The organism is Halomonas sp. AOP25-F1-15, from assembly GCF_052378675.1.
GTDB lineage: Bacteria > Pseudomonadota > Gammaproteobacteria > Pseudomonadales > Halomonadaceae > Vreelandella > Vreelandella casei.
Genome location: NZ_JBQSXV010000008.1, coordinates 189044 through 197687 on the forward strand (window position 1 = coordinate 189044; position 8644 = coordinate 197687).

Below are 8644 nucleotides of genomic sequence, written 5' to 3' on the forward strand. Positions count from 1 at the left end.
GTCAAGCACTTATTTTAGCAATGTCGTTTGGCTAAAATGTCGTCTAAAAAGCGCAAAGAAAAAGCCTTTGATCAGAGCCTCGACGAGTGTCTCGATTGCTTCGCGATGGATCATGGACGACGTAAACAGTGGATGCGCACTGCCTAATGCATTCCAGCTTCATACAATGTCTGTCTGGGTCTGCGTATCTAAACGTAAAACTCATGAAATAGCATTTGAACATGATGCTAGTAAATCGCACTTTGTCATAGCACTTTATAGTAGTGCGTTGATAGAGCAATGCGTTGATAGAAAGCTTAGCCATATTGCTTGAAAATAGCGCCTGAAACTGAACTTGAAAACAGCACCTGAAAAGTGTGCCTGTCATTACGCCCATAAGGAAATGAAATGTTGCTACCAGTGTTAGCGGTTGCGTTCGGATTGGCGTTGCTAGTTTGGAGTGCCGAGAAATTTGTTGAAGGCGCCGCGGCAACGTCGCGCTGGCTCGGGCTTTCGCCTTTGTTGATCGGCATGCTGGTTATAGGTTTTGGTACCTCAGCACCTGAAATGATGGTGTCGGTGCTGGCCGCGATGCAAGGTAATCCAGGCTTGGCGGTGGGCAATGCCTACGGCTCGAATATCGCCAACATTGGCTTGGTGCTGGGCTCTGTGGCACTTATTGCGCCGCTGGCAGTGCACTCCAGCGTTATTCGTAAAGAAATGCCGCTGCTAATGTTATGTACTTTAGTCACTGGATGGATGTTGTTAGACGGCATAGTGACGCGCTGGGAAGCGCTATGCCTGCTGTTAGTACTGGTTGTGTTCATTGTTGTCAGCATCATTCGTTCGCGTAATCAGTCCAACGATGCGCTTGTCGCTGAGGTGACAGAAACCCTTGAAAACAAGCCCATGTCCCGCGGCAAGTCCATCATGTGGACGCTGTTAGGCTTGATTTTGTTGGTGGCAAGCTCGCGATTGCTAGTGTGGGGTGCGGTTGAAATTGCCGTGCGCTTTGGCGTCAGTGACTTGATTATTGGGTTGACCGTTGTGGCCGTCGGCACGTCTTTGCCAGAGCTTGCATCCTCTATTAGTGCTTTGCGCCGCAAAGAGCACGATATGGTGCTGGGTAACATCGTGGGCTCTAACCTGTTTAATAGCTTGGCAGTGGTCGGGATTGCTGGCTTGATCGCGCCCATTGAAACAGGGCGTGAGGTGTTGGTGCGCGATTGGAGCGTTATGACGTGTATGACGCTGCTTATGATTTTATTTGCATTCTCGTGGCGGGGGCGCCCGCGTCGAATTAATCGTTTAGAAGGCGGTATCTTGCTGGCGCTCTTTGTGGCTTACACCGGGTATATGGTGAGTATTGTGGTGATGTCTAGGTAAGGGAAGATTGATATAACAGAAAAAAGGCGGTGCTATGCTGTCCGGTGCGTCAATGCGACTCATCTTGGCCGCGTAGCACCTGTTATATAATGTTTGCCTAAGAGGGCGCTTGAGAAAGGCCATATTAGTGACTAAATAAGCTTAGTGAGTATAGCTAGAAGCCTTTTATCGACTAAGCTTTAGCTAGGCTTGTGTTAGCCCATTAACGGGATGCCGATTCAGGTTTTGGGGGAGTGACATGGAACTAGATCCACTATTGTTATCACGATTGCAGTTTGCGTTTGTGATCTGTTTCCACACTATCTTCCCGGTGTTTACCATCGGCCTCGCTTCCTACATTGCGTTGCTTCAGGGGCTGTTTTTCAAAACGCATAATCCTGCCTGGGATCGTTTGGCTCTGTTCTGGACGAAAGTCTTTGCTGTCGTTTTCGGCATGGGCGTAGTGTCGGGCATCGTAATGTCGTTTCAGTTCGGTACGAACTGGAGTAATTTCTCGATGGCGGCCTCTAACTTTTTAGGCCCCATGCTCAGTTATGAAGTCGTGACAGCCTTTTTCCTAGAAGCTGCTTTCCTGGGGATATTGCTTTTTGGGCGCGGCAAAGTTCCTCAAGGAGTTCACTTGTTTGCGGCCATCATGGTTGCGGTGGGCACCTTTATATCCGCTTTCTGGATACTGTCAGCCAACAGCTGGATGCATACGCCGGCTGGCGTAGAGTTGATTGACAACAGATTTCACATCACTTCCTGGTCTGAGGCAATTTTTAATCCCTCTTTTCCGTACCGCTTTGTCCATATGGCCCTGGCGTCGTTTATTACCGGTGGGTTTGTCGTTGCCGGCGTGAGCGCTTGGTTTTTAGTGCGTGGTCGCGACCCCGAGGCCAATCGTCGTGCGCTATCTATGTGCCTCTGGTTACTGCTGTTTTTAACCCCAGCGCAGGCGGTGGTGGGTGATTTCCACGGTTTAAATACCCTAGAGCACCAGCCGGCTAAAGTCGCCGCTATGGAAGGTCATTGGGAGACTTCCACTAACGTCCCGCTGCTGTTGTTCGCTATTCCTGACCAAGAGGCGCAAGCCAATAATTTTGAGCTCGGTATTCCTAACCTGGCCAGCATTATTTTGACGCACTCGCCTGACGGGGAAATACCCGGCCTCAATGAAGTGGCTGTCGAAGAGCAGCCGCCAGTGATTATTGTGTTCTGGGCTTTCCGGGTCATGGTCGGCATTGGGCTATTAATGATTGGTGTATCGCTGATAGGACTGATGTTGCGTCGCAACGAGCGTATTTATCACCAACGATTATTTTTAAAGGCCTTAACCGGCATGATTTCCCTGCCTTTTATCGCGGTGCTGGCGGGCTGGATAGTGACAGAGTCTGGTCGTGCGCCGTGGTTGGTTTACGGCATGATGACGCATGCAGAGGGTTTAACGCCGTCGCTCACCGGCTCCATGGCATTGTTTTCACTGATTGGTTATATCCTGGTATACGCCGTGGTGTTCTATGCAGGGATTTATTATCTCACGCGGGTCGTTCGCAACGGTATGTTGCCGGAAGACGATCGTGAAACGACAGATATGAATGTCCATCGTCCTATGCGGCCACTATCTGCTGCGAATACCCCTTTTGACGATGATGTTGACCCGGAGAGGAACTGAGCATGGAAATGTTTGATCTGACGTTAATCTGGGCCTTCATCATTGGTTTCGGCATCATGATGTATGTGCTGATGGATGGGTTTGATTTAGGGTTGGGGATTCTCTACCCCTTTGCGCCCGATGAAGATGCTCGCGATGTAATGATGAATTCGGTCGCGCCGATATGGGATGGCAACGAAACGTGGCTAGTGCTGGGTGGTGCTGGCCTGCTAGGCGCATTCCCGTTGGTTTATTCAGTTTTCTTGCCAGCGCTTTATATCGGCGTTTTCTTGATGCTGGCTGGTTTGATATTTCGCGGCATTGCGTTTGAGTTTCGCTTCAAGTCACGGCGTAACCGGCATTGGTGGAACCGTGCTTTTTGCTGGGGATCGGCCATTGCGGCCTTTGCTCAGGGCGCCGTGGTCGGTGCCTATATTCAAGGCTTTCCGGTTGAAGATTTCGTCTATGTTGGCGGTGCATTTGATTGGCTGACGCCTTTCTCTGTGTTGACTGGCCTTGGCTTAATGGCAGGCTATGCATTGCTAGGCGCCACTTGGCTGATACTCAAATCTGAAGGCCACGTTCAAGACTGGGCGTATAAAATCACCCCTATGTTACTCGCGCTAGTGCTGTTCGTATTTGCGGTGATTAGCCTTTGGACACCCTTTGTAAATCCACGTGTTTGGGAGCGTTGGTTTGGTAATATTCAGCTAATTTGGATATTTCCGGCGATGGCGCTGGTGTGTTCCTTTATTGTTTATCGCACGGTGCAAAAGCGTCGCGAACTTGCCCCTTTTCTCGCCACGATTGGTATCTACTTTTTTACTTACTTAGGCCTTATTGTCAGCAAATGGCCGGTTATCGTGCCGCCCAATTACACGCTGTGGGACGCCGCATCCGCTCCAGAGTCTCAGCTGTTCCTGCTGGTAGGGATGGTGTTTGTTATTCCTGTCATCTTGGCTTATACCGCCTGGACGTACTGGGTGTTCCGCGGCAAAGTACGTGTAGGTGAGGGATATCACTGAGCACATGGTAACGAAAGTGGCAGTCTTAACGCCGCGTAGTTGGCTGAAAGAATTGGCTTTAACGCAACGCAACCGCTTGCTCGGTGCGGCGCTTTGCGGAGTGCTGGCGGGTAGCCAAACTATTGTTTTAGTCGTGGGGCTTGCATGGCTTATCGAGCAGTTGGTAGTGCAGGATCGCTCGCCGTTAACACTACTGCCCGTGTTTGGTTTGCTAGCTGGCTGTGTAATGCTGCGAGCCTTGTGCCAGTGGTGCTATGAAACGCTGAGTTTGGAAGCCGGTCTGCGTATTCGTCAGCTAGCCAGAGCGCAGCTATTGGACAAGCTTTCTGCACTAGGCCCTGTATGGCTAACTAGTCAGCATAGCGGTTCTCTAGCCAATCAGGTGGTTGAGCATATCGATGCCCTGGAAGGCTATTTCGCCCGATTTTATCCTCAACTGCTAATTACCCTCTTTCTACCTCTCGTAATATTGATAGTAGTGGGGTGGCTGGATTATTTAGTGGCCATTTTTCTACTTCTCTCAGCGCCGTTAATTCCTCTTTTTATGGCGCTTGTGGGTATGGGGGCTGAGCGTCTTAATCGCGACCAGTTTGTCGCCGTATCCCGACTATCTGCCTATTTTATTGACCGCGTGCGCGGCATGACAACGCTACAGCTATTTGGTCGTACGGGTGCCGTGCAGCAGGATGTTTGGTATGCCACCGACGATTATCGGCGCCTGAGTATGCGCACTTTACGCCTTGCCTTTCTCTCTTCAGCGGTACTTGAATTCTTTGCTTCCGTCGCGATTGCTGTTGTGGCTATGTACGTGGGGTTCGGGCTGCTGGGCTACATTGAATATGGGCCTTCACCATCTTTGACGCTTTTTACGGGCCTAGCCGTACTGTTGTTAGCACCTGAGTTTTTCCAGCCCTTGCGTACGCTTTCACAGCATTACCATGACCGCGCAGCGGCTCTTGGCGCCGCTGAAAGCGTAGTGAATATATTTAATGTACCCGACATGGTGAGTGCCAACGAACATGCGAGGCCATTATCAGGCGCATCGGCTATCGAGCTAACGGCTGCTTGTGCTGCTTATCCCGGGCGTGGCCAGGTAGTAGGGCCTATCGATCTAACCATTCAGCAGGGCGATGCGGTGGTTATTAGCGGCGCATCGGGAAGCGGCAAGTCGACGCTATTAGCTTTGCTCGCAGGCTTTGTTGCACCGAGTGCGGGTACGGTGCGCTGGCAGAGTGCCCGTTATGCCTGGTTGGATCAGCAGCCATGCTTGTTGTACGGCAGCCTGGAGGATAACTTGCGTTTAGCGGCGCCAGACGCTTCCCGTGACGAGATGTTGGCCGCGCTGCAGCGTGCAGGCTTAGGCTCTCTCTTAACTCAGTTGCCTAAAGGCCTGGACACGCTGATTGGCGAGCGTGGAGTGGGCCTGTCAGGCGGGCAGGCGCAGCGCCTGGCTCTCGCTCGTGTATACCTCAGTAATGCCCCGCTAGTGTTATTAGATGAGCCCACGACGAGTTTAGATGTAGAGACCGAGCAGTTTGTATTGACAGCATTGCTAGCGCTAGCCAAAGAGGGGCGTACGCTGGTGATCGCGACCCATCATGCGGCGGTGATTGCATCTGCTCAGCGACATTTTGTGTTTAAAGAGGGCCTGTTGGAAAAGGTCCGCTCATGATTAATATTTATCGTGATTTCCGCCCCTGGTTGCAGCTTTTAATACTGCGACGTCGGCGTTTTTTAGTCGGCTCTCTTCTTGTCTGGATTACTTTAATGGCTGGGCTGGCGCTACTGGGGCTCTCCGGTTGGTTTATTACCGCGAGTGCATTGACCGGTATCGCCTTTGCGTTGGGTATTCCCGCGCGCCTAGACGTTTATGTGCCTGGTGGAGGCATTCGGTTTTTTGCTCTTGTGCGCACCGTTGCCCGTTATGTTGAGAGGCTCTATAACCACAATACGGTACTAACGCTGCTGGCTGATCTGCGTTATCGCGTATTCGGCTATTTAACAGGGTTTGACGATGCTCGCCTGCGCGCAGAGCGGGCGAGTGATTGGCTGAGTCGCTTAACGGCTGATATCGACACCTTGGATAATTTTTATTTACGCATTCTGGTGCCCCCTGTCGTGGCGTTGCTTAGCGTATTGGCGGTGTCGTTGTTCGTGGCTATATGGTTGCCAAGCGTTGCGTTGCTAATGGCGATAACGTTGGGTTTGCTTTGGCTGGTAGTGACATTTTTTGCGGCTACCTGGGGTTTTTCGCAAAGCTATCAGCAGGTCGTTGATCAGCAGCTTCTTCGTCGCTTGACTGTCGATCAGGTGCAGGCCTGCGCAGAGTTAATTAGTTATCAAAGTTCACAATGGCATCGGTCGCTTATTGCCCGTCAGGAGCAGCAGGCATTAAGTAATCAGCGTTCCTTAGGCCGCAGGACAGCTTTGATTAACTGCCTTGTAGGTGCCGTTAGTGGATTAATGGTAATAGGCGTTTTGTGGCTCGCAAGTGTGGCATTTCATCAGCAGTGGGTGACAGGCCCCATTTTAGTTATGGCTGTGCTGATTGCGCTCGGTGCTAATGAGGCGTTTATTGCTTTGCCCGCAAGCTTTATGAAACTCGGTGCTAGCTACGCCGCAGTGCGTCGGCTAAATAAATTAACGGCTGGTCGCGAGCCAATGGGTTCACCCGTTACGCTACCCGTAGGCGTAGGTTTTGACATCACTGCTTATCAGCTTTCTATGACCTATGCGCAGTCATTTGTCCCGGCGTTAAGCGATATTAGCTTTGAATTGCCTGCTGGAAAGCGTGCCGTGATTACCGGCAGCTCCGGAGCGGGAAAGTCCTCACTGGCCAGCCTGCTGATGGGGCGCCTAAGAGCGACGCAGGGTGACATTATGATTGCCGGTGTGCATGCGTGGCATCTATCGCCAGCGAGCCGTGCAAGCAAATTGGCTATGCTCACGCAGCAAGTAGATTTATTTGATGCCTCATTAGCAGAAAATCTGCGTATTGCTAGCCCCGACGCGAGCGATGCAATGCTTCATGAGGTATTAAAGGCTGTTGCTTTGAACGACTGGGTGAACCAACTTCCTGATGGGCTAGATACTGCGGTAGGTGAAAGAGGTCAGCAGCTTTCCGGTGGGCAGGCGCGACGCGTAGCATTAGCGCGCTTGATGCTACGCGATCCTAGCGTGGTCATCCTTGACGAGCCTTTCGCTGGCCTCGATGCACCCACTGCGCAACATGTTGCTTTCTCGTTGGACCTGTGGCTGGTCAATCGAAGCGCTATCTTTTTTATTCATCAGATTGGCTCGTTGGATCTGCTGCCCCGCGTTGAGTACCACTGGCATCTTGACGCCGGTAAGCTGCTTGAAATGGATGAACGCAGTACCTAACACGCGCAATAGTAAGGAGCCCGCAATGCATGATTTTTTACGTGACCTTCCTAAAGTAGAGCTCCACCTGCACATTGAGGGCTCGCTTGAGCCGGAGCTAATGTTTGCTTTGGCGCAGCGTAATGGCATTGATTTGCCTTATGCGACAGTGCAGGAGGCTAAAAATGCTTATCTTTTTAGCAACCTGCAGGAGTTCTTGGCTCTCTATTTTCAGGGTATGAACGTGCTCCGCAAAGAGGAGGACTTTTACGACCTGGCCATGGACTATTTTAAGCGTGCGCGAGGCGAGGGCGTTGTCCATATTGATGTGCATTTTGACCCTCAGGCACATCTTCAGCGCGGCGTGCCGTTAGACGTCGTGATGAGTGGGCTGTTAAAGGCCAAGCAAGAGGCAGAAGAAACGCTGGATCTTACGATAGGTTTGATCATGGCTTTTCTGCGTGATCGCCCTGCAGAAGAGGCGCTTCATGTGCTGGAGCAAGCGGCGCCTTATTGGAAAATGCTGGATGCCATTGGTTTAGATAGTGCTGAGCAAAACAATCCGCCGGCAAAGTTCGTCGATCTATTTAACCGCGCTAAACAGTTAGGCCTTGTGCGCGTGGCGCATGCGGGTGAGGAGGGGCCGGCTGAATATATCAATGAGGCATTGGATATTCTTGATGTTCAGCGCATTGACCATGGAGTGCGTTGCTTAGAAAGCGATGAGGTGGTGGCGCGTTTGCGTCGCGAACAGATTGTTCTTACTGTTTGCCCACTTTCCAATGTCAGTTTGAAAGTGGTTGAAAATCTACGTGATCACCCGCTTCCGAAACTTCTGGCGGAAGGGCTTAAGGTTACTATTAGTTCAGATGATCCTGCCTATTTTGGTGGCGGCATGCTGTCGAATCATATGGCTTGCGCCGAAGCATTCGGGTGGGATAAGTCCGTGTTCCGGCAATTGACCGTTAATGCTATTGATGAAGCCTTCGTTACTAATGATCGGCGTGAGGAATTGCGTGCACGCTTAGCAGCCCTGTAGGTTTGTCTCTTTTAAAACATATAGGCACTGGCCGCTGACATAGGTGCTGTTGAGTCCAATGTGAGGTTTTTGCTAATAAATATGTGTTTCACTGTTGACCCCGATAGGAAATCGGGTAGTATACGCCACACGTCAACGGGGCACGGCTTCGGCGACCAGCTCTTTAACAATTTGATCAGGTAATTCATGTGGGCGCTTGCTGATGTTGGTGACAAATCACCC

Annotated in this window: 6 protein-coding genes; all 6 read left to right on the forward strand. The window is 51.2% G+C overall.

What is annotated here, in order from left to right:
• Positions 1 to 387 precede the first annotated feature (387 nt).
• Complete coding sequence (locus tag ACT3TF_RS15455; protein ID WP_096279806.1) at positions 388 to 1365, forward strand: calcium/sodium antiporter; 978 nt, start codon at positions 388 to 390, stop codon at positions 1363 to 1365.
• Between the two features lie 238 nt (positions 1366 to 1603).
• Positions 1604 to 3019 (forward strand): cytochrome ubiquinol oxidase subunit I, encoded by a 1416-nt coding sequence (locus ACT3TF_RS15460; RefSeq protein ID WP_444672475.1) that lies wholly within the window; start codon positions 1604 to 1606, stop codon positions 3017 to 3019.
• Positions 3020 to 3021: 2 nt separating this feature from the next.
• Positions 3022 to 4023: a cytochrome d ubiquinol oxidase subunit II gene (cydB, locus tag ACT3TF_RS15465; protein ID WP_096279810.1), complete on the forward strand. Its 1002-nt coding sequence runs from the start codon at positions 3022 to 3024 to the stop codon at positions 4021 to 4023.
• Between the two features lie 4 nt (positions 4024 to 4027).
• On the forward strand, positions 4028 to 5695 hold the full coding sequence (gene cydD, locus ACT3TF_RS15470; protein WP_096279813.1) for a thiol reductant ABC exporter subunit CydD: 1668 nt from the start codon (positions 4028 to 4030) through the stop codon (positions 5693 to 5695).
• The gene (cydC, locus tag ACT3TF_RS15475; protein ID WP_444672476.1) at positions 5692 to 7404 is read left to right on the forward strand and encodes a thiol reductant ABC exporter subunit CydC; all 1713 of its coding nucleotides are present in this window, start codon (positions 5692 to 5694) and stop codon (positions 7402 to 7404) included. The genes cydD and cydC overlap by 4 nt, the downstream gene beginning before the upstream one ends.
• Before the next feature lie 25 nt (positions 7405 to 7429).
• Complete coding sequence (locus tag ACT3TF_RS15480; RefSeq protein ID WP_444672477.1) at positions 7430 to 8422, forward strand: adenosine deaminase; 993 nt, start codon at positions 7430 to 7432, stop codon at positions 8420 to 8422.
• Positions 8423 to 8644: the final 222 nt, after the last annotated feature.

Excerpts from the sequence above, each read along its gene's own strand:
- ACT3TF_RS15480 (WP_444672477.1), top strand. The coding sequence starts at position 7,430 with ATGCATGATTTTTTACGTGACCTTCCTAAAGTAGAGCTCCACCTGCAC.
- cydB (WP_096279810.1), top strand. The coding sequence starts at position 3,022 with ATGGAAATGTTTGATCTGACGTTAATCTGGGCCTTCATCATTGGTTTC.
- cydC (WP_444672476.1), top strand. The coding sequence starts at position 5,692 with ATGATTAATATTTATCGTGATTTCCGCCCCTGGTTGCAGCTTTTAATA.
- cydD (WP_096279813.1), top strand. The coding sequence starts at position 4,028 with ATGGTAACGAAAGTGGCAGTCTTAACGCCGCGTAGTTGGCTGAAAGAA.
- ACT3TF_RS15460 (WP_444672475.1), top strand. The coding sequence starts at position 1,604 with ATGGAACTAGATCCACTATTGTTATCACGATTGCAGTTTGCGTTTGTG.
- ACT3TF_RS15455 (WP_096279806.1), top strand. The coding sequence starts at position 388 with ATGTTGCTACCAGTGTTAGCGGTTGCGTTCGGATTGGCGTTGCTAGTT.